Source organism: Superficieibacter sp. 1612_C1 (assembly GCF_015234305.1).
GTDB lineage: Bacteria > Pseudomonadota > Gammaproteobacteria > Enterobacterales > Enterobacteriaceae > Superficieibacter.
The window spans coordinates 13,462-38,106 of record NZ_JADGMI010000008.1 but is presented as its reverse complement, the minus strand read 5'-3'; the positions used below and the strand labels follow the sequence as shown (position 1 = coordinate 38,106).

20 protein-coding genes and 4 pseudogenes are annotated in these 24,645 nt (G+C 53.2%); 15 read left to right on the top strand and 9 right to left on the bottom strand.

Annotated elements, in window-relative coordinates; translation table 11 throughout:
* Positions 1-12: 12 nt before the first annotated feature.
* From fdxH to fdhE, 3 genes are read left to right on the top strand one after another with little or no spacing between them, the layout of a single operon-like run.
* Complete coding sequence (gene fdxH / locus INT84_RS22470; RefSeq protein WP_176919603.1) at positions 13-915, top strand: formate dehydrogenase subunit beta; 903 nt, start codon at positions 13-15, stop codon at positions 913-915.
* Complete coding sequence (fdoI, locus tag INT84_RS22465; protein WP_176919602.1) at positions 912-1,547, top strand: formate dehydrogenase cytochrome b556 subunit; 636 nt, start codon at positions 912-914, stop codon at positions 1,545-1,547. The genes fdxH and fdoI overlap by 4 nt, the downstream gene beginning before the upstream one ends.
* The gene (gene fdhE, locus INT84_RS22460; RefSeq protein ID WP_194208535.1) at positions 1,544-2,473 is read left to right on the top strand and encodes a formate dehydrogenase accessory protein FdhE; all 930 of its coding nucleotides are present in this window, start codon (positions 1,544-1,546) and stop codon (positions 2,471-2,473) included. Before fdoI ends, fdhE begins: the two co-directional genes overlap by 4 nt.
* A 42-nt stretch (positions 2,474-2,515) precedes the next feature.
* Here the strand turns inward: fdhE and INT84_RS22455 are convergent, their stop codons facing one another.
* The gene (locus INT84_RS22455; RefSeq protein ID WP_194208534.1) at positions 2,516-2,887 is read right to left on the bottom strand and encodes a type II toxin-antitoxin system VapC family toxin; all 372 of its coding nucleotides are present in this window, start codon (positions 2,885-2,887) and stop codon (positions 2,516-2,518) included.
* Positions 2,887-3,132, bottom strand: a complete 246-nt coding sequence (locus tag INT84_RS22450) for a CopG family transcriptional regulator (protein WP_194208603.1) — start codon at positions 3,130-3,132, stop codon at positions 2,887-2,889. Before INT84_RS22450 ends, INT84_RS22455 begins: the two co-directional genes overlap by 1 nt.
* 204 nt (positions 3,133-3,336) lie before the next feature.
* On the opposite strand from INT84_RS22450, the gene INT84_RS22445 reads away from it, so the two are divergent.
* Both INT84_RS22445 and INT84_RS22440 read left to right on the top strand, forming a co-directional pair.
* Positions 3,337-4,245, top strand: coding sequence for an alpha/beta hydrolase (locus INT84_RS22445; protein ID WP_194208533.1), 909 nt, complete (start codon positions 3,337-3,339; stop codon positions 4,243-4,245).
* Positions 4,246-4,294: 49 nt separating this feature from the next.
* Positions 4,295-4,630, top strand: a pseudogene (locus INT84_RS22440) (type II toxin-antitoxin system HigA family antitoxin); the annotation flags it as partial.
* A gap of 10 nt (positions 4,631-4,640) precedes the next feature.
* Here INT84_RS22440 and fabY read toward each other — a convergent pair.
* The 6 genes from fabY to INT84_RS22410 all read right to left on the bottom strand — a co-directional run bounded on the left by fabY (position 4,641) and on the right by INT84_RS22410 (position 9,357).
* Positions 4,641-5,582: a fatty acid biosynthesis protein FabY gene (fabY, locus tag INT84_RS22435; protein ID WP_194208601.1), complete on the bottom strand. Its 942-nt coding sequence runs from the start codon at positions 5,580-5,582 to the stop codon at positions 4,641-4,643.
* 44 nt (positions 5,583-5,626) lie between these two features.
* The gene (gene dtd, locus INT84_RS22430) at positions 5,627-6,064 is read right to left on the bottom strand and encodes a D-aminoacyl-tRNA deacylase (protein ID WP_176919595.1); all 438 of its coding nucleotides are present in this window, start codon (positions 6,062-6,064) and stop codon (positions 5,627-5,629) included.
* Positions 6,061-6,921, bottom strand: a complete 861-nt coding sequence (locus INT84_RS22425; protein WP_176919594.1) for a virulence factor BrkB family protein — start codon at positions 6,919-6,921, stop codon at positions 6,061-6,063. Before INT84_RS22425 ends, dtd begins: the two co-directional genes overlap by 4 nt.
* Positions 6,918-7,514: a glucose-1-phosphatase gene (yihX, locus tag INT84_RS22420; RefSeq protein WP_194208532.1), complete on the bottom strand. Its 597-nt coding sequence runs from the start codon at positions 7,512-7,514 to the stop codon at positions 6,918-6,920. Before yihX ends, INT84_RS22425 begins: the two co-directional genes overlap by 4 nt.
* A gap of 105 nt (positions 7,515-7,619) precedes the next feature.
* Positions 7,620-8,426, bottom strand: a complete 807-nt coding sequence (locus tag INT84_RS22415) for a DeoR/GlpR family DNA-binding transcription regulator (protein WP_194208531.1) — start codon at positions 8,424-8,426, stop codon at positions 7,620-7,622.
* A 34-nt stretch (positions 8,427-8,460) separates the two neighbouring features.
* Complete coding sequence (locus INT84_RS22410) at positions 8,461-9,357, bottom strand: sugar kinase (protein ID WP_194208530.1); 897 nt, start codon at positions 9,355-9,357, stop codon at positions 8,461-8,463.
* Positions 9,358-9,522: 165 nt separating this feature from the next.
* On the opposite strand from INT84_RS22410, the pseudogene INT84_RS22405 reads away from it, so the two are divergent.
* The 4 genes and pseudogenes from INT84_RS22405 to INT84_RS22390 form a co-directional block, all read left to right on the top strand.
* Positions 9,523-9,915 (top strand): annotated as a pseudogene (locus INT84_RS22405) (NAD(P)-binding domain-containing protein); the annotation flags it as partial.
* Positions 9,909-12,153: pseudogene (locus INT84_RS22400) on the top strand (RHS repeat-associated core domain-containing protein); the annotation flags it as partial. The pseudogenes INT84_RS22405 and INT84_RS22400, both read left to right, overlap by 7 nt.
* A 697-nt stretch (positions 12,154-12,850) precedes the next feature.
* Positions 12,851-13,309: pseudogene (locus tag INT84_RS22395) on the top strand (RHS repeat-associated core domain-containing protein); the annotation flags it as partial.
* A gap of 364 nt (positions 13,310-13,673) precedes the next feature.
* Positions 13,674-14,159, top strand: coding sequence for a hypothetical protein (locus tag INT84_RS22390; protein WP_194208529.1), 486 nt, complete (start codon positions 13,674-13,676; stop codon positions 14,157-14,159).
* Between the two features lie 795 nt (positions 14,160-14,954).
* Here the strand turns inward: INT84_RS22390 and typA are convergent.
* Positions 14,955-16,778, bottom strand: coding sequence for a ribosome-dependent GTPase TypA (gene typA, locus INT84_RS22385; RefSeq protein ID WP_103676764.1), 1,824 nt, complete (start codon positions 16,776-16,778; stop codon positions 14,955-14,957).
* A 378-nt stretch (positions 16,779-17,156) separates the two neighbouring features.
* Here typA and glnA point away from each other — a divergent pair, with 378 nt between their 5' ends.
* The 6 genes from glnA (at position 17,157) to INT84_RS22355 (ending at position 24,644) form a co-directional block, all read left to right on the top strand.
* Positions 17,157-18,566, top strand: coding sequence for a glutamate--ammonia ligase (gene glnA, locus INT84_RS22380; RefSeq protein WP_194208528.1), 1,410 nt, complete (start codon positions 17,157-17,159; stop codon positions 18,564-18,566).
* A 136-nt stretch (positions 18,567-18,702) separates the two neighbouring features.
* Complete coding sequence (glnL, locus tag INT84_RS22375; RefSeq protein ID WP_194208527.1) at positions 18,703-19,752, top strand: nitrogen regulation protein NR(II); 1,050 nt, start codon at positions 18,703-18,705, stop codon at positions 19,750-19,752.
* 12 nt (positions 19,753-19,764) lie between these two features.
* The gene (gene glnG / locus INT84_RS22370; protein WP_194208526.1) at positions 19,765-21,174 is read left to right on the top strand and encodes a nitrogen regulation protein NR(I); all 1,410 of its coding nucleotides are present in this window, start codon (positions 19,765-19,767) and stop codon (positions 21,172-21,174) included.
* Between the two features lie 111 nt (positions 21,175-21,285).
* Entirely contained in the window at positions 21,286-21,408 is a 123-nt protein-coding gene (locus INT84_RS22365) for a YshB family small membrane protein (RefSeq protein WP_139156240.1), read from the top strand.
* A gap of 332 nt (positions 21,409-21,740) precedes the next feature.
* Positions 21,741-24,386, top strand: coding sequence for a pyruvate formate lyase family protein (locus INT84_RS22360; protein WP_194208525.1), 2,646 nt, complete (start codon positions 21,741-21,743; stop codon positions 24,384-24,386).
* Positions 24,387-24,644: a hypothetical protein gene (locus INT84_RS22355; protein ID WP_194208524.1), complete on the top strand. Its 258-nt coding sequence runs from the start codon at positions 24,387-24,389 to the stop codon at positions 24,642-24,644.
* The last annotated feature ends 1 nt before the right edge of the window (position 24,645 follow it).

Genomic DNA, 24,645 nt, shown 5'->3' with positions numbered 1-24,645 from the left:
CGGAGACGACTTATGGCTTATCAATCGCAAGACATTATCCGTCGTTCCGCGACTAACGGTTTCACCCCCGCGCCTCAGGCGCGGGATCACCAGCAAGAGGTGGCGAAGCTTATCGACGTCACCACCTGTATCGGCTGTAAAGCCTGTCAGGTGGCGTGTTCAGAGTGGAACGATATTCGTGACGACGTGGGTCACAACGTCGGGGTCTATGACAACCCGGCAGATTTGACCGCCAAATCCTGGACGGTGATGCGTTTCTCGGAAGTCGAGCAGAACGACAAACTGGAGTGGCTGATCCGCAAGGATGGCTGTATGCACTGCGCCGATCCAGGCTGCCTGAAGGCGTGCCCGTCGGAAGGGGCTATCATTCAGTATGCCAACGGGATTGTCGACTTCCAGTCCGAACAGTGCATCGGCTGCGGCTACTGCATCGCGGGCTGCCCGTTCGACGTGCCGCGCCTGAATCCGGAAGATAACCGCGTCTACAAATGCACCCTGTGCGTGGATCGCGTTGTTGTCGGCCAGGAGCCGGCCTGCGTGAAAACCTGCCCGACCGGCGCTATCCACTTTGGCTCCAAAGAGGATATGAAGGTGCTGGCAGGTGAGCGCGTTAACGAGCTAAAAACCCGTGGTTATGATAACGCGGGCCTGTACGATCCGGCGGGCGTTGGCGGTACTCACGTGATGTACGTGCTGCATCATGCCGACAAGCCGAATCTGTATCACGGCCTGCCGGAGAACCCGGAAATCAGCCAGACCGTGAAGTTCTGGAAAGGCATCTGGAAACCGCTTGCGGCGGTCGGCTTTGCCGCGACCTTCGCAGCCAGTATCTTCCACTACGTTGGTGTCGGTCCGAACCGCGCAGAAGAAGATGAAGACAATCTGCACGAAGAGAAAGACGAGGTGCGCAAATGAAAAGACGTGACACCATCGTGCGCTACACGGCACCGGAACGCATCAACCACTGGGTCACCGCCTTCTGCTTCGTACTGGCGGCGGTGAGCGGACTGGGATTTTTCTTCCCGTCCTTTAACTGGCTGATGCACGTTCTGGGTACGCCGCAGCTGGCGCGCATTCTGCATCCGTTCGTCGGCGTGGTGATGTTTGCTTCTTTCATCATCATGTTTTTCCGTTACTGGCATCACAATCTAATCAATCGGGATGATATCTTTTGGGCGAAGAATATTCGTAAGATCGTCGTCAACGAGGAAGTGGGTGATACCGGACGCTATAACTTCGGTCAGAAATGCGTATTCTGGGCGGCCATCATTCTGCTGGTGCTGTTGCTGGCGAGCGGCGTGGTCATCTGGCGTCCGTACTTTGCGCCTGCTTTCTCAATCCCGGTGATCCGATTCGCGTTAATGCTGCATTCATTTGCCGCAGTGGCGTTAATTGTGGTTATCATGGTGCATATTTACGCCGCCCTCTGGGTGAAAGGCACCATTACCGCGATGGTGGAAGGCTGGGTTACCAAAACGTGGGCGAGAAAACATCACCCGCGCTGGTACCGTGAAGTCCGCCAGAAAGAGGAAAAGTCATCTGAATGAGTATTCGCATAATCCCGCAAGATGAGCTGGGTTCGGGCGAAAAACGTACGGCGGATATGATTCCGCCGTTATTGTTCCCCAGGCTCAAAAATGTGTACAACCGCCGCGCTGAACGTCTGCGCAAACTGGCCGAGAATAACCCGCTGGGTGACTACCTGCGCTTTGCCGCGCTGATTGCCCACGCTCAGGAAGTGGTGCTGTACGATCATCCGCTGGAGATGGATCTGACGGCACGTATCAAAGAAGCCGCCGCGCAGGGCAAGCCGCCGCTGGATATTCACGTCCTGCCGCGCGACAAGCACTGGCATAAGCTGCTGCATTCGCTGATCGCCGAGCTGAAGCCGGAGATGAGCGGTCCGGCGCTGGCGGTGATTGAGAACCTGGAAAAGTCCTCTGAGCAGGAGCTGGAGCTGATGGCAAGCGCGCTATTCGCCGCTGACTTCTCTTCCGTCAGCAGCGATAAAGCCCCGTTTATCTGGGCCGCGCTTTCGCTGTACTGGGCGCAAATGGCAAGCCTGATCCCCGGCAAAGCCCGCGCTGAATACGGCGAGCAACGCCAGTTCTGCCCGGTCTGCGGTTCGATGCCGGTCTCCAGCATCGTACAAATCGGCACCACCCAGGGGCTGCGTTACCTGCACTGCAACCTGTGCGAAACCGAGTGGCACGTGGTGCGCATTAAGTGCAGCAACTGCGAGCAGACCCGCGACTTGCACTACTGGTCGCTGGATAACGAGCAGGCTTCGGTAAAAGCAGAAAGCTGCGGCGACTGCGGCACTTATCTGAAGATCCTGTATCAGGAAAAAGACCCGAACGTGGAGCCGGTGGCGGACGATCTGGCCTCGCTGATCCTGGATGCCCGCATGGAGCAGGAAGGTTTTGCCCGTAGCTCCATCAACCCGTTTTTGTTTCCGGGTGAAGGGGAGTAGATGAGACGTCGGTCAGGCTTACGCCTGCCCGGCGCTTTTCTGTCACAATTGATAAGGTGTCACAACACCAGGTATACCTGCGAAATCCTTTGTATTTCGCGTTATCAGTTCACAACGGTGATGTTGGGCCGTGGCGAGAATGATGGCGTCGGGTAATTTCATACCGTACTCCTGCCGAAGGCTGACGCTTCGCTCAGCAATATCCTGCGATATACCAATAATATTAAAAGCGCTCAACGCCATACGCGTTTGATGTTCCTGATGGTATTTTTTCGCCCCGACCATCACTTCCATCCAGGTAACCAGGCTAATGGCATGCTGCGGAGGATAAGCGTCAAGCGCTGACATCGCCTCACGATGACCATTAAACAGATCAACCAGAATATTGGTATCAAAGAGCGCTTTTCCTTTCATTACTTCCACTCCTCACGCAGCGCTCTCTCATATTCAACACCATCTTCTTCACAACCCTGCCACAGCCCAAGAGCGTTAGCGATTGCCGCTTTAGCCTGATTCTGCCTTTCCAGGTATTCTTCAACCGCTTCACGCAGCAACTCAGCACGAGGTAAATCACGCTGATGTTTTAAGTCATCAAGCCGTTTGATAACGTCATCAGACAAATCAAGAAGTATTCTGCCCATATCGATACCTGCCAACATACTCATATATACCTCCAGTATATCATTAATGGTTAATAAGCGGACAAAATACACTTGCTCACGGCAAGATTAAAGAGTGCCTTTGCGACACTTTTCACTTTTGCGAGGCGCTTTCCAGAATCAGATCCCCACCAAAATTTGCGTTTTCATTTGCCAGCAGCCAGGTTATAAAACTGGATATCCATACAGGCAGAGAGCGTACTCATGGCACTGGAAAAAGGTATCGCGGCGCTGGTTAACGATTTTATCGCCGCCGGACGTCCGTCAGAACGACATCAAAGCGTTGAACAGCGTCGGGAGGGCTATATTGCCAGCACCGTTCTCGCGGGCGAGAAGGAAACGCGCGTCACTGTGAAAGATATGGAGCTTGAAGGGTTGAGCTTCCGGGTTGTCTCGCCACTTAACGCTAAGGGCGCTCTGCCGACGGTCATTTACTACCACGGCGGCTGTTTCGTCAGCGGTGGCTTTGCCACGCACGATCATCAGTTGCGGCAACTTGCGTTTTACAGCAGCTGCCGGTTGATTGCCGTTCAGTACCGATGCGCGCCGGAGCATACTTACCCTGCGGCGCATGACGATGCAGAAAAAGGCGCGGATATCATCTGGCAGCATGCCGACACGCTCGGCGTCGATCGCACACGCATAACACTCGCTGGCGATAGCGCAGGCGGGCATCTGGCGCTGGTCACGGCGCTGCGTCTGAAAGCGGCAGGTCAGTGGCAGCCTGCACAGCTCATTCTCATCTATCCGATGCTTGATGCCACCGCCCATTTCGAAAGCTATACCCGTAACGGCCTCGACTACATCATTACCCGGGACACGCTGCTTTCCGGTTACGAGATGTATTTGCCTCATACAGAACGCCAGCATCCGGAGGCCAGCCCGCTGTGGCGGGATGACTTCAATGGTCTGCCACCCGTGCATATCATTACCGCTGAATACGATCCGCTTTGCGACGAAGGCGAAGCGCTGTACCAACGGCTGAGTGAACAGGGCGTGGAGAGTACCTGCCAGCGCTATCTCGGCGTCATTCACGGTTTCTTTCAACTGGGTGGAGTAAGCCTGGCGGCAAAGAACGTGATGCGGGATATTGCCTGGCGGGCTGATATATAGATGACTATTTCTCTGTTGTTTTCATATTGAAAACAACAGGCTAACAAAATACTACCGAGCACTGGCGCTGATTGAGTTCTTAGTCGACAGGGACGATCTGGATAACCCGCTTTTTGAACTTCTCGCCAGACAAATCAGCGATTATGAAGACCAATCACCTGAATTTGCAGAGTTTAATCGCCGCCTGGAAAGCACGCCTCCGGGCGTCGCTATGCTGCGAACGCTGATGAATCAGTACGGCTTAAAAGCAGCCGATTTAGCAAAGGAGCTTGGGTCAAAAGCCAACGTCAGCAATATTCTCAATGGTCGCAGGGCGCTGACGGTAAAGCACATCAAAGCACTCTCCGAACGTTTTAACCTTCCGGCACAGGCGTTTATCGAATAAAGAGGAACCATCACTCCTCCTCATTCCCCCCTTCTTCCAGCGGTCCAAATGGCTTCGCGGGAAGGACGATATAGATCCCCTCGAACACCGCGCCGGAGGTGTCATTGCCGAACAGTTCGACCTGTAATTGCACGCGCGCCTTACGCCCGCGCGCCAGACGGTCGAGATCGCCACTGAGCGAACCGAGGTCGGCAATGGCGGTTGGACGCCCGCTAATCGGGTGACTGTAGCGAATATGCGCGTCGGCCAGGATAATCGTCCCGCCCAGATGTCGCTCGCGTAGCATCAGCCAGATCAGCCCCCAGCCGGTCAGTGTCGCCAGTGAAAACAGGCTGCCGGCAAACAGGGTGTGGTGCGGATTTTGATTGCCGGTCTCCGGCATGGTGGTAATAAATTTTTGCCCGGTATACTGCTGGATGCGCACGCCCATCTTTTCACTGAGCGGAATGTGCTCATACCACGCCTGCTGGAGTTGTCCGCACCAGTCGCCACGGTGCAGGATGTCGTCCAGCGATGCGATAGGTTTAATCATCAGAAAGTGGCGCAGCGGTGTGGTTTGCGGGGCGGTAATTTCCCCCTGGTTCACAAATCCCAGCTTCGCGAAGAACTCGACTGCATCTTCACGTGCGCTACAGGTCACGCGCTTCACCCCTTCCTGCCGGGCAACGGACTCCAGGGTCATCGCCATCAGCGTACCCAGTCCTTTCTCCTGCACGCCAGGATCGACGGCCATAAAGCGGATAGACGCTTCGTTATCGGCATTAATATAAAGCCGTCCGACGGCTACCAGTTTGCCATCTTCATCCACCACCATTTGGTGATGCGCCAGCGCATCCCAGGCATCGCGTTCGGACCCTTTCGGCTGATGCAGCGGCTTACGCAGCATCTCCCAGCGAAACTGATAGTAGGCGTCTAACTCTTCTGCTGTTTGCGGTACGCGAAGGTGATACATAGCGGCACTCTCTTTTGTTACCCGCGGCCACGCCGGAAGCTGGCTCATACCTGAAGCCAGAACGTAACGGGCCCATCATTAACCAGTGAAACCTGCATATCGGCGGCAAATCGCCCGGTCTGCGTCTCTATCTGCTGCTGACGGCAGCGGTCGGCAAAATATTCATACAGTTCTTCAGCGCGATCCGGCGCGGCACCTTTCGAGAAGCTGGGACGCATGCCACGTTCGGTATCTGCCGCCAGCGTAAACTGCGACACCACCAGCACACTACCGCCTGCCTGCTGAACGTTAAGGTTCATCTTGCCGTCGGCATCGCTAAAGATCCGGTAGCCAAGCACGCGCTCGCACAGGCGATTCGCTTTCTGTTCGTCATCCTCTTTTTCGACACCTAACAGGACCAAAAGTCCCTGGCCGATTTCACCCGTCACCTCACCCTCCACGGTGACGCTGGCACGGGTTACGCGCTGAATTAATGCAATCATGGCTGGTCTTCTTTTTCTTCTTTGAGTTTGCGGTACTCTCCGAGAGTGACAGTTATTTCCGCGCCAAGCAAGACGATGCACCACGTCCAGTAGACCCAGACGAACAAAATAGGGATGACAGACAGCACGCCATAAATGAGCTGATAGGAGGGAAACGTGGTGATATACAGCGCAAACCCTTTCTTACCCGCCTCGAACAGCAACGCGGCAACAAATGCCCCGATCACCGCATCCCGATTCGGCACCTGCGTCGTCGGCACCACGCTGTATAACAACCAAAAAGAGAGCCACGAGAGGATCAGCGGGAAGATACGCAGCACGTCATCAATCACGCTATTTAACTCGCTGGCCCAGCGCAACGAGAGCAGGTATGAGCTGATCACCAGGCTGGCCCCCGCGAGCACCGGCCCCAGGGTCAGGATCATCCAGTAGACGGCAAAGGAGTAGACTTTGGGTCGAATGCGTTTGCTGCGCCAGATGGCATTTAACGCGCTGTCGATAGCGTACATCAGCAGGAGCGAGGTCACGATCAGGCCGCACGCCCCCACCGCCGTCATTTTGCTGGAGTTCGCCACAAACTGTTCAATATAACGCTGGATCACATCGCCAGTGGCGGGCATGAAATTGGCGAAAACAAAGTGGCGGAGCTGAACGCTCACATCCGAGAACATCGGGAACGCCGCAAACAGCGCAAAGATCACGGCGACCAGAGGCACCAGAGAGAGCAGCGAGACATAGGCAAGGTTACCCGCCAGCGTCGTCATGTTATCTTCATCGATACGCTGCCAGAGAAGTTTCAGCCACGCCACCAGCGGGCGCGTCGAGTAACTGATTTTTTGCCGTAAAGACTTTGTCATAACTGCTTCGAGAAGTAGTCCGGGATGGTTTCTTTCCCCGTCACCAGGATGCTGGTGATGCCCAGCAATTTGGCACCTTCTATATTATCGGCGTTGTCATCAAAAAAGACCGCATCCTCCGCAGAAAACCCTTCAGCCTGCAAAACCTGCTGATAGATGCGCGCCTCCGGTTTACGCATGCCTAAATCCTGCGACAGATAGATATGATCGGCGGCGCTGCGGATTTCCGGGTATTCCTCCGGCCAGAAAGTCGTATGCAAACGGTTGGTGTTTGACAGCACCACAACGCGATGCCCCTGCCCCCTCAGCTTATGCATGATAGCGATGACTTCCGGGCGCAGCGCAACAAAGACGGCCTGCCAGCCGTGGGAGAACTGCTCATAGCTCAGGGGCATATTCATCTCCTGACATAGCGCCTGCGCAAACACTTCGTCGGTGATTTCCCCTCGTTCATGCTGATGAAACGCCTCGCCCATCGTGAAGTTCTGCTTCAACGTTGCAAGGGGAACACGGCTGAAATCGCTCCATGCCCCCAGCACACGGTTGAAGTCGATATCGACAATCACATTCCCCAAATCAAAGATATAGAGCATTTTTGTCTCCTTTCGCGCCGTGGAGGGATAACTGTAGCGGGAAAGGCGAGGTTTGACTACGGGGTGAGATAACAACATTCAACACTACAGCGCGCTATCCGCCTTTCACATCTCAGACGCATCCTTTTCCGTTGTCTTACCGGGCAGGATCACTTCCGCCTGACCTTCATGAAGGCGCGCTTTCAGTGTTGCGGGCGGGTAGTCGTCCGTGAAGAGTGCGGTTACCTGGCTAATATTGCCGATCTCAACGGCGGCGGAAGCATGATATTTAGTATGATCGGCCGCCAGTAAGATATGCCGCGAATGCGCCATCATCGCTTTTGCGATGCTGGCCTCGTTCACGTCAAACTCCAGCAACGTACCGTCATGTTCGATGGCCCCGACGCTTGTGACCAGATAATCAGCCCGAAACCCCTGAACAAATGCGGCGGCACCCGGCCCGATAATCCCGCCGTTGTGCGGTCGCAGCGTGCCGCCCGCTACCATCACTTCAAACTGAGGGTTTTTATACAAAATATGCGCCACCCGCAGGCTGTTGGTGATAATGCGCAGGTGGTTATGGTTAAGGAGCGCGCGCGCGACATGCTCAACCGTAGTGCCGATCGTAATGAAGATAGTGGAACCATCGGGAATATAATCGGCGATCGCTTCCGCAATCGCCTTTTTTTCATCCATCAGAGAGACTTCGCGCTGTTCAAACGCAGTATTGACCACGCTTGAGGCGCGTCCCGCGCCGCCGTGATGGCGGGTGATAAGCCCCTGCTCGCTCAGCTTACGTATATCCCGCCGCACCGTTTGAGTAGAAACATCTAACAGTTGCGCCAGTTCATCGATATTCATATAACCGCGTTCTGCAATCAGCGTTAACAAACGATCGTGACGCGGATTGCCGGTCAGTTCGGTCAAACTCATGGATGTTCCTCTCAAATCCTACCTGCCCCGCATTTTATACATAAAGTGACAAAAAAGAGCGGGTTTGATCACAATCAGGTATCCCTGCTCGCCCGCCAGGCCGGGTACATTTTAATGCCGCCACCGCGCTGGCAAAGCGTACGGCGTCCGCAGTTGCGTTGTTTTGCGCAATCGCCAGCGCCAGAGCGCCATGAAAAACGTCCCCCGCGCCGGTAGTATCGACTACGTCCACGCTAAAACCAGGCTGGTGCTGCAATTGCTGATTTTCCAGCCAGTAACACCCCTGTGATCCTTGCGTAACATAAACATGTCCGTTTGTGAGCGTTTGTGCTTTTTTCAGGGAAAGGTGGATATCCTCCGTTCCCGTCAGGCGTGTCAGGCCCGGTGCGGAAAACGCGGCGTGATCGCTTAATGCGACCAGTTCAGCGATATCCTGAGGCGTCACGTCTCCGTCCAGCACGGCTGGAATCCCCTGTTGGCGGGCAAGCGTAAATGCCAGCTTCGCTCCATCGTGCCAGCGAACGTCCGCCAGTACCGCGTCCCACTGGGAAAAGTCGATATCGGCAAGCCAGCTGGCGTCCGCGGGCAGATCCGGGCTGGGATAATTCGCGATAATACGCTCGCCGCCAGCATCGACCAGCACCGCCGACTGGGATGAGCGCGCGCCCTTATACACCCGACTATAGCGCGTATTTACTCCCAGGGACTCCAGCTCCGCAAGTAGCCGTTTGCCGGTATCGTCATCCCCCACCCGGCCAATAAAATCCACCGTTGCGCCCAATTTCGCCGCCGCCACGGCAGCCGTAGCCGCAGGCCCTCCGCCCACTTCCTTATAGTCATTAGCAACAAACTTCCCTCCTTCTTTTGGTAAATCAGTGAGATACCAGATGCGGTCTAACACGGTAATACCGATACATGCGATTCGGGTCATGCTCTTTCCCTCCTGTTTTTCGTTGCCGCCATTTTAATTTCACGAAATGTTTAAAAAGTGACGGTCGTCAATTTTTTGACGATAAATTACAAATACGATCAAAAACAGACAGGTAATGACCGTATTAATTGACAAAAAATGACACCACCGTTTCAGGAGAGCGTTATGGCAGTAATTGCATTTATCGGATTAGGACAGATGGGTTCGCCTATGGCGAGCAATTTGCTTACGCAGGGCCACCAGCTCCGCGTCTTTGATGTGGATCCTGAGGCTGTACAACGTCTGGTGGAGAAAGGTGCGCAACCAGCCCTTAACCCGGCTCTGGCAGCTGACGGCGCGGAGTTCGTCATCACCATGCTGCCGAACGGCGATTTGGTGCGTGCCGTTTTGTTTGGCGAACAAGGCGTTTGCGAAACCCTGTCCCGTAACGCGCTGGTCATTGATATGTCCACCATTCATCCGCTGCAAACCGACAAGCTGATTGCCGACATGCGCGCCGCAGGTTTCAGCATGATGGACGTGCCGGTAGGCCGGACATCCGATAACGCGATTACCGGTATGAGAAGAACCGCGTCACCATCACCGACAGCCTGAACCGTCGGGAGATACTGCACACGAAAGGTGAAGGTGGCCTGAAACGGGTGGTGATGAAGGTGTCAGCCGACGGCAGCGTGACGCACAGTGAATTTGACCCGGCGGGACGCCTGATGGCGCAGACGGATGCCGCCGGGAGAAAGACAACGTACTGGCTGAATGTGGCGAACGGCACCGTTTCGTCGGTGACCGGCCCGGACGGCAGAAAGACGCAGTTTTACTATCAGGGCGGACAGCTGACATCCGTCATTTATCCGGACGGGTTACGCAGCAGCCGGGAGTATGATGACAGGGGCAGGCTGACGGCGGAGACGTCGCGCACGGGCGGGACAACGCGGTATTTTTATGCCGACCTGCGGAGTGAGCGGCCTTCTGCCATGCAGGACGCCACCGGCAGCCGGAAGCAGATGACCTGGAGTTCTTACGGCCAGTTGCTCACGTTCACCGACTGTTCAGGATACGAGACGCGGTATGAGTACAACCGCTTCGGCCAGACGACGGCGGTTCACCGTGAGGAAGGGCTGAGTGTTTACCGCAGCCATAACAGCCGGGGACAGTTAACGGCCATCAGGGACAGCCTGGGCCGTGAAACCCGCTATGACTATAACGGGGCAGGCGACCTTATCGCGGTGACTGGTCCGGACGGCAGCCGCACGGAAACGCAGTATGATGGCCGGGGAAACGTGCTCAGTACCACGCAGGGCGGGCTGACGCGGCGGATGGCATATGACGCGGCGGGCCGGGTGACGTCGCTGACCAACGAGAACGGGAGCCACAGCGACTTTACGTGGGATGCACTGGACCGCCTCACACAGCAGACGGGCTTTGACGGCAGGACGCAGCGCTACAGCTATGACCTGACCGGGCAGATGGTGCGCAGCGAGGACGAGGACCTGGTTACACACTGGCATTACGATGACTCGGGCCGCCTGACGCACCGCACGGTGAACGGGGAACCGGCAGAGCAGTGGCAGTACGATGAACGCGGCTGGCTGACGGAACTCAGTCACCTCAGCGAAGGGCTGCGGGTGGCGGTACAGTACGGTTATGACGACAGGGGGCGCCTCACCCGCGAGCGGCAGACGGTGAGTGACCCGCAGACGGGGGCGCTGCTGTGGGAGCATGAGACGCAGCAGGAATACAGCGCGCAGGGGCTGGCGAACCGCCTGAAACCGGACGGTCTGTCGCCGGTGGAGTGGCTGACCTACGGGAGCGGTCACCTGGCGGGAATGAAGCTGGGAGAGCCGGGCATGGCTTGCGCAGTGCGGGCTGACGCCGGAGCAGATGGCGGCGCAGCTGGAGCCACGGCATGAGCCGGAGAGGAAGCTGCACCTTTACCACTGCGACCACCGTGGTCTGCCGCTGGCGCTGATTAACCCGGACAATACGGTGGCGTGGCGTGCGGAATATGACGAGTGGGGAAACCTGCTGGTTGAGGAGAACCCCGAACACCTGGAGCAGCTGATAAGGCTGCCGGGACAGCAGTATGATGAGGAGTCGGGGCTGTATTACAACCGGCACCGGTACTATAATCCGGGACAGGGAAGGTATATCACGCAGGATCCGATTGGGCTGGAGGGGGGATGGAATCTGTACTCATACGCACTTAATCCAGTAAGCTGGATCGATCCATTAGGATTATGGGTGGGGATGGATGATGCTGTATTCTCTGGTGGAGGTGCTCTTGTTGGTTTAGTGGGGCAAGGTGTAAGTGATTTATTTTCATGGCAGTTAAGTGGGTGGGAAGATTATGTTGGTTCTGCTATCGGTGGGGCAGCAGGAGGAGAAGCCTTATTGTACACAGGACCTGTTGCTGCTGGCGCAACTGCCGGAGTGACGACTAACCTAAGTAAGCAAGGGCTAAAATATCTATCAGGAAAACTATGTGATTTCGATTGGATAACGTTTGCTGGTGATACAGTTATAGGTGCTGCCACAGGATTTATCCCCGGAATGAATATAGTGGGAGTTACTGCTGGCAGGGGAAGTTTCAATGCTATTTTTAAACAAATGACAACTAAAGCCGCTAATGGAACTATTTCATCGATGAAAACCCAAACCGCAGCAAAAATGTTTGTTGGTAGAGCAGTAGATACATCATTAGTTCCTGGAACGGCAGTAGGTGCAGTCAGTGGTGTTGTCGAATCGGCGGTGTTGGATAAACCGAATGATCTAACTTGTGACCCATGTAAGTGCCAATAATATGAATGTATCAGCTGGGCGATCAACTTATACTGTATGGATTGTTATTTTCGGCGTTCCATTTGTTATCATCTTCATTTCTTTACTAGTAAATGGATTTACTTCCAGTTTTTTGACTTTACTGTTTTGTTTGGTTGTTATGCTTTTTTTTGTTGTTTTTTGGATTTCAAGGTTTAATCTAAAAATAGATGATGAATGTATTTATTACAGTAGCTTATTTTCTGGAACAACTTGTATCCGTTTCACAGATATAACAAGCGTGAGACATAGGGTTGGAATATATAAATATACTGATCGTTTCCTTCCTCCTGTACGACTTGAAATCAGAGGGAGGAATGGAGATGTTATAATAATTAATTTAAAAGTATTTAACAGAGAAGATATTGATTCTATAATTAAATGGTTAGCAATTAGAAAATTTGACAAAGTATAGGGCATCTACCAAGACAGTTGTATGATCCAGGCCGGTGAGAAATGCTGATACGCTTTATGAATCGGCCATGATGATGCGCTGTTTGCTAGATGCAGCTAAAAAAATAGCATTTTTCGATGACAGGATCGTTAATGTGATGAGCCATATAAGAGGCAGTGTTTATCAAAAAAAAGCAGTGACCCAGTTCATTTGTTGGCAATACTTTATAATTCACACATGGTAAAATATTTTAAAGCTGAAAAGTCAACTTATGCTCGCATGACGCTGGAGCCACACCCTGAGCCGGAGAGCAAACTCCACCTTTACCACTGTGACCAGCGATGCCTGCCGCTGGCGCTGATTAACCCGGACAACACGGTGGCGTGGCGCGCGGAGGATGACGAGTGGGGAAACCTGCTGAGTGAGGAGAATCCGGCGCACCCGGAGCAGCTGATACGCCTGCCGGGACAGCAGTATGATGAGGAGTCAGGGCTGCATTATAACCGGCACCGGTATTACAGTCCGGGGCTGGGGCGGTATATCACGCAGGATCCGATTGGGCTGGAAGGAGGGTGGAATTTATATAATTACCCATTGAATCCAGTTACTAAAATCGATCCACGAGGGTTAAATACTGCAATTATTTTCAATGGGCCGACAGAACCACATGGCGGTGAATCTATAGGGAATCCTGCGGGACATGCTGCTATGGCTTTCACCGGTAAAGGTGTTTATAGCTATGGGAACAACACTGTGTATAGTTCGAATACTATTAATTATCTTGCAGGGCAATCACCAAGGCGTTTTTCGGAAATTTATATATTAAATACAACAGATGCGCAAGAAAAAGCCATGATGGATTATATTAACAAGAACTATTCAGAAAAAAGCAAATATAATATTTTAAATCATAATTGTTCTACCATGGTAATAGATTCCTTATTTTCCGCTGGTGTTGCTCGACAAGGCATTGCTTTTTCGATTAAGAATCAGTTTCCTGTTTACATGCCTACGACTGCCCAGTCTGTAGGTATGCTGGAATCTTTTGAACATATATTTATTTCAAAAAACGCTGCTATCCCCCAGGCACTGGAAGAGATGAAATAGCATGAGGTGTAAATTTAAATCATCTTACACAGGCTTAATCTCCATTATAATAATATCTATTATTTTTGGACTTTTTTATTATATTTATTTGGTTTTTACAACAGGGGAATGGTCTGAAAAGAATATTGCAATATGGAATGAAATGCATCTTGTAAATCGTTTTTACGCCAAAAAAACTCTATTAGAAAAAAACACATTAATAAAGCCCATGTTTTTTAGGAAAAAAATAAACTATGCAGGGAAGAATTATGATTTATTAGCCGTTCCCTCCATCATTAATAATGATCCTGCTAACCCCTATATCTGGATTATTACAAATACGCATGTTGACGATGATTACTCATTGCCATACAGAATATACATAACCCCTGGATATGCAGGGGATAAAGATAGCTTTTACATAAAATGTGATTATTTACATAATATTGAAAAAGAAGAAAGATTCGATCCAATTGTTAGCCAATTTATGCATAAAAGATGCAAATAAATTATTATAAATGTAACAAACTTATAACTTAACTCCCTTCATCACAAAATAGGAGAATGCACTAAGAAATTAATGAAGGAAAAGGTAAGAGCTATGACAGCCTTTCTAATTAATATGACTACTAATGCCAGTTAAGGTTAGATGACAAGATGTTAATGAAGTGTAGTTCTACTTATAACTACTTGAGAAAATATTTATGGTGAATAAAGATAGCCGGGCGTGGCTGCATCAGGGATATTTTATCCAAAGGGAGGGTGAGAATAAGGCAGTACGCCTGGAGCAATTTAGGTTCCTACCAGGGCAGCAGTATCTGGTAGGGTTGACAGGAGATAGGATGTTATCAATATCCGTTAAATCTTGTTGCAGAGATAAAATCTCCAGGCTTGTAGAACTTCGCTCTTCAGAATCTACCCATAAAGGTTAATTGGTTATTTTGTGAAAGTACAGTGGCGAGTATTGTGGTTTTAGTAACTTCCAGACATTCAGAACACAACAGGACAAAAATAATATTTATATAAATAACCGCTAAACCAAGCTGAATCTATTACATGCTATAAGATTGGATGAAAAGGATATACGAGAAACAAGACGAGAAAGTAACAATGAACAAGAAATATCTCACATTAAATCGTATGAGTTACAAAATTTAATTTTGTCCTGGCTCGGATATCGTGATCGGCCACCATAATACCTCTGCGATTGCCGATTTTTTGACGACTTTACTCATCCTGCAATAATAAAAAACCCCGGCGAGTTTTCACTCCGCCCGGGGTTTGTATCTTCAGGACGCGCTAATTACGCTTCTTTCGGACCACGGTTCGCACGTTTACGATCGTTTTCCGTCAGGTGACGTTTACGAATACGTACGGAAACCGGCGTTACTTCTACCAGTTCGTCGTCATCGATGAACTCCAGAGCTTGCTCCAGGGTCATTTTCTGCGCCGGAACCAGCGTGGTAGCTTCGTCAGTACCGGAAGCACGCATGTTGGTCAGTTTCTTACCGGTCAGGCAGTTTACCGTCAGGTCGTTAGAACGGCTGTGAATACCGATGATCTGGCCTTCATACACTTCCGCACCGTGACCCAGGAACAGCTTGCCGCGATCCTGCAAACCGAACAGCGCAAACGCAACCGCTTTACCCTGACCGTTGGAGATCAGTACGCCGTTCTGACGCTGGCCCACATCACCCGCACGAACGTCGTCGTAGTGGCTGAAGGTGGAGTACAGCAGACCGGTACCAGAGGTCATGGTCATGAACTCTGAACGGAAGCCGATCAGACCACGGCTTGGGATCACGTAGTCGAGACGTACGCGGCCTTTGCCGTCCGGATTCATGTTTTTCAGGTCGCCTTTACGCTCGCCCAGTGCCTGCATGACAGAACCCTGATGCTGCTCTTCGACGTCCAGCGTTACGTTTTCGAACGGCTCTTGCTTACGGCCATCGATTTCGCGGAAGATAACTTTCGGACGGGAAACCGCCATCTCGAAACCTTCACGACGCATGTTTTCAATCAGAACCGACAGGTGCAGTTCACCACGGCCAGAAACGCGGAATGCATCAGCATCTTCGGTTTCTTCAACGCGCAGTGCCACGTTGTGCACCAGCTCTTTGTTCAGGCGGTCAAGGATCTGACGAGAGGTAACGTACTTACCTTCTTTACCGCAGAACGGAGAGGTGTTAACGCAGAAGAACATGGTTACGGTCGGTTCATCTACGGACAGCGCTGGCAGCGCTTCGACATTCTGCGGATCGCAGATGGTGTCGGAGATGTTCAGCTCGCCCAGACCGGTGATCGCGATGATGTCGCCTGCTTCTGCAACGTCGCTTTCGATACGTTCCAGACCCAGGTGGGTCAGCACTTTACCGACTTTACCGTTACGGGTTTTGCCTTCGCTATCAATGATAGTGATCTGCTGGTTCGGCTTCACTTTACCGCGCTTGATACGACCAATGCCGATTACGCCAACATAGTTGTTGTAATCCAGCTGGGAGATCTGCATCTGCAACGGACCATCAAGGTCAACGTTCGGTGCCGGTACGCGATCAACGATGGTCTGATACAGCGGCGTCATATCTTCAGCCATATCTTCGTGATCCAGACCCGCGATACCGTTCAGCGCTGACGCGTAAACGATAGGGAAGTCCAGCTGCTCGTCGGTAGCGTCGAGGTTAACGAACAGGTCAAATACCTGATCGACAACCCAGTCAGGACGCGCGCCCGGACGGTCAACTTTGTTGATAACAACAATAGGCTTCAGGCCATGAGCAAAGGCTTTTTTGGTCACGAAGCGCGTCTGCGGCATCGGACCATCCATTGCATCAACGACCAGCAGCACGGAGTCTACCATGGACATTACGCGCTCAACTTCACCACCGAAGTCGGCGTGCCCCGGGGTATCAACGATGTTGATACGGTAGTCATTCCATTTGATAGCGGTGTTTTTAGCGAGGATGGTAATCCCACGCTCTTTCTCCAAATCGTTGGAGTCCATCACACGCTCTTGAGTTTCGGCACGCTCACCGAAAGTACCAGATTGTTGGAGCAGCTTGTCAACCAGGGTAGTTTTACCATGGTCAACGTGAGCAATGATGGCGATGTTACGCAAATTTTCGATCACAACTTTGCCTCAGGCATTAGAAATAGCGCGTTATTGTACACGGATTAATCGCACTACAAAACAGGATCACAAAGATCCTCCGCAAACAAGTATTGCAGAGTTTGTTTGTGATCGCTTTCACGAAGCGAAATCAGGGCACCTTAACGCAAATTGCACCAATATGGTGCTTAATGTTTACATAGAAGCACTATACTGGTGCAGCGTGACGTTAATGGTGCAGCCCTTTTGCACTATGGTGCGCATGATAGCGCCTTTTGGGGGGAATTTGAAAGTTGGCACGGATTTCGCTTTATCTTTTTTAACACGATAACGCCAGTCAGGCCGTTTGAATACCTCGTTACCACGACGACAATGACCGAATCCGGGGAGAGTTAAAGTATGTCCGCTGAACACGTTTTGACGATGCTGAATGAACACGAAGTGAAGTTTGTCGATTTGCGCTTCACCGATACCAAAGGTAAAGAACAGCACGTCACGATTCCTGCGCATCAGGTAAATGCCGAATTCTTTGAAGAAGGCAAAATGTTTGATGGCTCCTCGATTGGTGGCTGGAAAGGCATTAACGAATCAGACATGGTGCTGATGCCGGATTCCTCTACCGCGCTCATTGACCCGTTCTACGAAGAATCTACCCTGATTATTCGCTGCGATATTCTGGAGCCGGGCACACTGCAAGGCTATGACCGCGACCCGCGTTCCATCGCGAAACGTGCGGAAGAGTACCTGCGCTCTACCGGTATTGCCGATACCGTGCTGTTCGGGCCAGAACCTGAGTTCTTTCTGTTTGATGACATCCGCTTCGGCGCGTCGATTTCCGGTTCCCATGTCGCTATCGATGATATCGAAGGTGCCTGGAACTCCACCACCAAATACGAAGGCGGTAACAAAGGTCACCGTCCTGGCGTGAAAGGCGGTTATTTCCCGGTTCCGCCGGTGGATTCTTCACAGGACATCCGCTCTACCATGTGTTTGATCATGGAAGAGATGGGCCTGGTGGTTGAAGCGCATCACCACGAAGTGGCTACCGCTGGTCAGAACGAAATCGCGACCCGCTTTAACACCATGACCAAGAAAGCGGACGAAATTCAGATCTACAAATACGTTGTGCATAACGTCGCGCACCGTTTCGGTAAAACCGCGACCTTTATGCCAAAACCGATGTTCGGCGATAACGGTTCCGGTATGCACTGCCACATGTCGCTGTCCAAAAACGGCACCAACCTGTTCTCTGGCGACAAATATGCCGGTCTGTCCGAGCAGGCGCTGTTCTACATCGGTGGTGTGATTAAACACGCGAAAGCCATCAACGCCCTATCCAACCCGACGACCAACTCCTATAAGCGTCTGGTCCCGGGCTATGAAGCACCGGTTATGCTGGCTTACTCAGCCCGTAACCGTTCTGCCTCTATCCGTATTCCGGTGGTTGCTTCTCCGAAAGCGCGTCGTATCGAAGTGCGCTTCCCGGACCCGGCAGCGAACCCGTACCTGTGCTTTGCAGCCCTGCTGATGGCGGGTCTTGACGGTATTAAGAACAAGATCCACCCTGGCGAAGCTATGGACAAAAACCTGTACGACCTGCCGCCGGAAGAAGCGAAAGAGATCCCACAGGTTGCAGGCTCTCTGGAAGAAGCCCTCAACGAGCTGGATCTGGACCGCGAGTTCCTGACCGCAGGTGGCGTGTTCACCGACGAAGCGATTGATGCATATATCGCCCTGCGCCGTGAAGAAAACGACCGTGTGCGCATGACGCCGCACCCTGTAGAGTTTGAGCTGTACTACAGCGTGTAATCTGACGCTTATTTGTTAGTTGCCGTGGAAATTTTTAGCCCATCTCCAGATGGGCTTTTTTCTCCACTAAAACCGCCTGTTTCATCCACTTACGCTTATACTGCACTCATTTGGTGCACACTAAGGAGACTGCTACATGGCAACCGGCGTGCTGCCCGATGCTGGGCAGATCCTCAACTCATTAATTAACAGCATCCTGCTGGTCGATGACGATCTGGCGGTCCATTACGCGAATCCGGCGGCGCAGCAGTTGCTGGCGCAAAGCTCGCGTAAATTATTCGGTACACCCTTGCCGGAGCTGTTGAGCTATTTCTCTCTCAATGTCGGGCTGATGCAGGAAAGTCTGCGCGCCGGGCAGGGGTTTACCGATAACGAAGTCACGCTGGTGATCGACGGGCGCTCGCATATTCTCTCACTGACGGCACAGCGTCTGCCGGACGGCATGATCCTGCTGGAGATGGCCCCGATGGATAATCAGCGCCGTCTGAGCCAGGAGCAGCTACAGCATGCGCAGCAGGTCGCCGCTCGCGATCTGGTCCGTGGACTGGCCCATGAGATTAAAAACCCGTTAGGCGGGCTGCGCGGCGCGGCGCAATTGCTGAGTAAAGCGCTGCCCGATCCGTCGCTGACGGAATATACCAATGTCATTATTGAGCAGGCCGACCGTCTGCGTAATCTGGTGGACCGTCTGCTGGGACCGCAGCAGCCTGGACTACACGTCACAGAAAGCATTCACAAAGTCGCCGAGCGCGTGGTGAAGCTGGTCTCAATGGAGCTGCCGGATAACGTCAAGCTGGTGCGCGATTACGATCCCAGCCTGCCGGAGCTGCCGCACGATCCCGACCAGATTGAGCAGGTGTTATTGAACGTGGTACGCAATGCGTTACAGGCGCTGGGGCCGCAAGGCGGAGAAATTATCCTGCGCACGCGTACGGCGTTCCAGTTGACGCTGCACGGCGTGCGCTATCGTCTGGCGGCGCGGATTGATGTGGAAGATAACGGTCCGGGCATTCCTTCGCATCTTCAGGACACGCTGTTTTATCCGATGGTCAGCGGGCGCGAAGGGGGAACGGGGCTGGGTTTATCCATCGCCCGCAGTTTGATCGACCAGCATTGTGGAAAAATTGAATTTACCAGTTGGCCGGGTCATACCGAGTTTTCGGTGTTCCTGCCCATCAAAAAATAGAGGCGTGAGTTTATGCAACGAGGGATAGTCTGGGTAGTCGATGACGATAGCTCCATCCGTTGGGTGCTTGAACGCGCGCTGACCGGTGCCGGATTGAGCTGCATCACGTATGAAAGCGGCAGCGAGGTGCTGGACGCACTGGCGAGCAAAACGCCGGACGTCCTGCTTTCTGACATCCGCATGCCGGGCATGGACGGCCTGGCGCTGTTAAAACAGATTAAACAGCGCCACCCGATGCTTCCGGTCATCATAATGACCGCCCACTCCGATCTGGACGCCGCGGTGAGCGCCTACCAGCAGGGCGCGTTTGATTATCTGCCCAAACCCTTTGATATTGACGAAGCGGTGGCGCTGGTCGAGCGCGCTATCAGCCATTATCAGGAACAGCAGCAGCCGCGTAACGTGCAGGTGAACGGTCCGACGACGGATATTATCGGCGAAGCGCCGGCGATGCAGGATGTGTTTCGTATTATCGGGCGTCTCTCCCGGTCATCAATAAGCGTGCTGATTAACGGCGAATCGGGGACCGGGAAAGAGCTGGTGGCTCATGCCCTGCACCGCCATAGCCCGAGGGCGAAAGCGCCGTTTATCGCGCTGAATATGGCGGCGATCCCGAAAGATTTGATCGAGTCCGAACTGTTCGGGCATGAAAAAGGCGCGTTTACCGGCGCGAATACTATTCGTCAGGGGCGTTTTGAACAGGCGGACGGCGGCACGCTGTTTCTTGATGAAATCGGCGACATGCCGCTGGACGTGCAGACCCGACTGTTACGCGTGCTGGCGGACGGTCAGTTTTACCGGGTCGGCGGCTACGCGCCGGTAAAAGTGGACGTGCGAATTATCGCGGCTACCCATCAGAATCTGGAGCTGCGCGTGCAGGAGGGGAAATTTCGTGAGGACCTGTTCCACCGTCTGAACGTGATCCGCGTGCATCTGCCGCCGTTGCGCGAGCGGCGGGAAGATATTCCGCGCCTGGCACGTCACTTTCTTCAGGTCGCCGCGCGCGAACTGGGGGTTGAGACCAAACAGCTTCACCCGGAAACGGAAGCCGCACTTACGCGGCTGGCCTGGCAGGGTAACGTGCGCCAGCTGGAGAATACCTGCCGCTGGCTGACCGTCATGGCCGCCGGGCAGGAGGTGCTGATTCAGGATCTGCCGGGTGAACTCTTTGAAACCAGCGTTCCGGATAGCCCGTCACAAACGCATCCGGATAGCTGGGCAACCTTGCTGGCGCAGTGGGCCGATCGCGCCCTGCGTTCCGGGCATCAGGATCTGCTCTCCGAAGCGCAGCCTGAGCTGGAGCGCACGCTGTTAACTACCGCGTTGCGCCATACGCAGGGGCATAAACAGGAGGCGGCGCGGCTGCTCGGCTGGGGACGGAACACCCTGACCCGCAAGCTGAAAGAGCTGGGCATGGAATAGCGGCCCGGCGTTGTGTAAAAATGGATCATATAGCGCAAATTGCTGCATTTTTGTACTTTACTGTGCCGATGAGTTGAGTATGATCTGACCCGGTAACACGGGAGAGCCATCATGCTGGAATCATTAATTCATATTGTGTCGGGCAGCGTCGAAGCTGGCGCAGCGGCAAGCCATTCGCCCCAAACGGCGATTGCGGCGGTGCTGTGCGCGGCGCTGGTGAATTTCTTAAGTTAATTTCCGAACGCCTTCCTCATCTCTTTTGAGGAAGGCGTCAGATTGCTGGCAAGCGTCATACCGTGGAATTATGCCTGGCGGCGCTGCGCTTGCACAGGCCTGTGAATTGCTGAGGACTCCTCCTCGCCCTTCTCTCTGTCTCTCTGCGCAAAATCAATAACGCAAATCATTCTTACTCATATTGGTAATTGCGAAAATTTTTGCGTCTGGTCAAACAACAAATCAATTACTGAACGGATCGTTTACTAATTATTTTTTGCGCGATAACGTTACCGCCATGAGCCGTTTTCCTGTCGGAAATCGCTCAGCCCTATCATAAGGAGTACAAGGTAATGTTGGATTCAGAACAGCTTAATCAGGGATCTCTCCCCCTCAGTTTTCAGTACGGTAAAGCGCCCGAAGAGGTGACAGACCGCGAAATTAAAGTCACCGGTTCCGCACGGGCGAAAAAGTTACTCGACGATTATTACGAAGCGAAAGTGTCGCTGGATACCGAGTTTACATACTGGTACACGCAGAAATGGATCGAAGCGGAAGGCCATCATCCGATGCTGCGCCGCTCCATGGCGCTAAAGTGCGGCTTTGAACACCTCACGCCGATGATCACCCGCGGCGAACTGCTGGCGATGCAGAAAACCCGCTACGTGCGCGGGGCCTATATTATGCCGTGGACCTCCAACCGCTACCCGCTCAACAGCGCGGAGCAGATGGAAACCGAATCCGCGAAGGCGGCGACGAAAAGCCTGGAAGAAGTGACTATCGTGGCGGAAGGCGGCGGCAACGTCACCGAAAGCGTGGGCAACGTGCTGTCGATTTCCAGACGCTTTGGCGTGCGCCGCGAAGAATATCCGGTCATCGTTGAGCTGTGCCGCTACTGGAAAAACAAATCCGTTGAGGACTCATCGTTTATGTGGGCGGCGATGCACCCGCGTTTCGAGCAGTACCTCAATATGAAAAAAGCGGTGCTGATGTGCTCGGACCTGGAAACGTCGGTGCGTCATGGCCGTAACGTGGTCAACTTCCAGTATCCACTACAGTGTGGCTTTAAGGGCATGCTGGAAAAATGCCGTCGCAAGATTGCTGAAAACACCGGCGGTTCGCCGGACAGCCTCGCCTTCTGGCAGGGCACGATTCTGGTGATTGAGGGCGTGCAGGCATGGATTGCCAGTTACGCCAAAGAAGCGCTGCGCATGGCAGCGATTGAACAGGATGCCACGGTACGCCAGGAGCTGACCGATATGGCCGGGCGGCTGGCGTGGATCGTCGAGAATCCGCCGCGCACCTTCCTCGAAGCCACCCAACTGATGTGGACCTGCCATATCGCGGTGCTAAACGAAATTCAGGGTTCCGGGATCTCGCCGGGGCGTATCGGCCAGGTGCTCTACCCCTTCTGGGAGAAAGACATTAAAGAGGGTCGCATCACCCGCGAAGAGACGCTGGAAATCCTCGAATGTATGCGCGTCAAATTCACCGGTATCGACCTGGCAATGGCGGTCGGCACCATCGGTCTGTTGGCAGGCAGCACCTTTAACAACGTCGGCATCGGTGGCCTGAAGCCGAACGGCGCTTCCGCAGAGAACGAGCTTGAAGAGCTGATTATGGAAGCGACGATGCGCTGCTCCACCCCGCAGCCGACGCTGTCCATGCTCTACGATAGCAAGCTCAGCGACAAATTCGTGCTGAAGGCGGTCGAGTGTAATAAGACCGGCTCCGGCTTCCCGGCGTGGGTGAATAACCGCGTCGCCATTGAATATCTGATGAAAACCTTCGGCGAGGAAAAAATTTCCCTCGAGGATGCGCGTTCCTGGACCATTGGTGGCTGCCTGGAAATTCAGCCCGGCGCGCTGGTCAACGGCGAACTCGGCGCAGGCTCTTACAGCTCCACCGGCGTCGGCTTTATCAATATGCCAAAAATCCTCGAACTGGTGCTGTGGGACGGCGTCGATCCGCGCACCGGGACCCGTGTATTTGAGGCTCACGGCCTGCCGCTGGACAGCTTTGAGCAGGTAATGAGTCAGTTCAAACACTATTTCCGCGAAGTGGTAGTGCTGTTTGAAGAGATGTTTAATATCAAGTCAGCCTCTACCTACGATGTGGACAACCCGATTTTCTACTCCGCATTAATGGCCGATTGTATTGAGTCCGGCCTGGATATCGACCGTGGCGGCAGCCGCTATAACCGCTGCTTTACCACCTGGATCTCCGGCCAGGTCAACCTGACCAACTCGCTGGCCTCCATTAAGCGTAATATTTTCGACGAGCAGAAATTTACGCTGGGCGATCTGAAAACCGCGCTGGAGCATAACTTCGGCTATCAGAGCGTGGCGGAAACCGGCAACTATTCGATGTTCGATCAAAAACGCGTCAGCAATGAATGGGCGCGTATTCACTCCCTGTGCATGAGCGCGCCGAAGTTCGGTAACGATGAGCCTTATGTCGATGATATCTATAAAGACATCGTGGAATATTTCCGCGATATCGTGCCGGAAGTGAACGATATTTTTGGCCGTCCGTGGGTGCCATGTATGTTGTCCGTCACCACCCACGGCCCGCTGGGGCAAGCCTGTGTTGCCTCGCCGGACGGTCGTCTGACCGGCCTGACGCTGGCCGACGGCGCGCAGTCGCCTTATCCGGGTACCGACGTGAGCGGCCCGTATGCCGTCTTTAACTCGGCGACCTGCATCGATCACTCCGACTTTATGAACACCCAGCTGAATACCAAGATCCATCCGTCAGCGATTAAAGGCGTGCAGGGGTCGAAAAAACTTCAGGAGCTGATCCGCGCTTATATGGACAAGGGTGGCTACCACATCCAGTTCAATATCGTCGATTCGCGGATGCTGAAAGACGCTCAGGAAAACCCCGGTAACTATCGCGATCTGATGGTGCGTGTCGCCGGCTTTACGCAGTACTGGGTTGAGTTATCCAAACCTATTCAGGATGAAATCATTTCCCGCACCGAGTATGAGGAAATTTAAATGACCATGGAATATACCTGCAACGACTGCCAGAAATGCGCGCCGTTTGATGTATTTAAAGGCACCTGCGAACACTCTCAGCAGCGCATTCTGCTGGATTCACCAGTGAAGAGCTGTCAGGCCTTTGTGCGTAAAAACCAGTGCAAGTTCTGCCAGAGCTACTGCGTGAAAGCCGGAACGGAATTCGTCGGCCAGTGCCATGAGAAAATGGTCTACCCGACGATGAACGCCTGCGAGAAATTCCAGCCGTTGAGCTAAA